Here is a 980-nt window from a genome sequence, read left to right on the forward strand (position 1 = left end):
CTAGGGCGTGTCTCCCAATCGGCGTAGCCAGGTGAGAATTGCGCAGAGGGTGACGGCGGCGCGGTAGGTGATCGCGAGTTTGTCGTAGCGGGTGGCCAGCGCTCGCCATTGCTTGGCCAGAGCGAAGGAACGTTCAACGACGTTTCGGTCTTTGTAGAGGTCAGTGTCGAGTTTCGGGGGTCGGCCACCGCGGCTGCCGCGGCGTTCGCGAGCGGCGATGGTGTCGCTTTTCTCCGGGATGACAGCGGCGATACCGCGACTGCGGAGCTGGCGGCGGATCGTGCCGGACGAGTAGGCCTTGTCTGCGATCACCGCGTCGGGGCGGGTGCGGGGTCGGCCCTTGCCGTGGCGTGGGACGTGGATGTCGGCCAGGACTTCGGCCAGCATCGCGCCGTCGTTTCGTTGCCCACCGGTGATCACGTTCGCCAGCGGTCGGCCGCGGCCATCGACAGCACTGTGAATCTTGGTGGTCAGCCCTCCTCGCGAGCGACCGATGCCGTGACCTGCGGGTTCACAGTCCCGGAAGGGCCGGTTCTTGTGATTCGACCCTGCCCCCTGTGTCCTGCTCAGGGCGCGTTGTATTTGTGCTGTGCTGATGAGCGCGGCAGATGGTGGCGTCGACCGAGACGTTCCAGTCGATCTTTCCGGCTGCGTCGGCATCGGCCAGGATCACGTGCAGGATGCGATCCCAGGTCCCGTCCCGGGCGTAGCGGGCGTGACGCTTCCACACGGTCTGCCACGCACCGAACTCCTCGCGGGGTAGGTCCCGCCAGGGAATACCTGCTCGGTAGCGGTAGATGATCCCCTCGACGACTTTGCGATTGTCGCGAAACGGATGCCCCTGCCGCCCTTCATTGGAGGGCAGCAGGGGCTCTATCCGCTCCCACTGCTCGTCGGTGAACTGGCGAAATCGTGACTTCGTCTGTCCCATACGGCCACGGTCTCGCGGGTCACCGCTCAGCTATGGGAGACACGCCCTA

At 65.4% G+C, this 980-nt stretch carries 1 protein-coding gene; it reads right to left on the bottom strand.

The window, feature by feature from the left end; all coding sequences use genetic code 11:
* Positions 1-931, bottom strand: a protein-coding gene (locus tag J1M87_RS26535; RefSeq protein ID WP_374222426.1) for an IS5 family transposase whose coding sequence is annotated in 2 segments (ribosomal slippage) — positions 1-537 and positions 539-931 — 930 coding nt in all. Because the reading frame shifts where the segments join, the coding sequence is not laid out codon by codon here.
* Positions 932-980: the final 49 nt, after the last annotated feature.

Source organism: Rhodococcus sp. KRD162, from assembly GCF_017168335.1.
Lineage (GTDB): Bacteria > Actinomycetota > Actinomycetes > Mycobacteriales > Mycobacteriaceae > Rhodococcoides.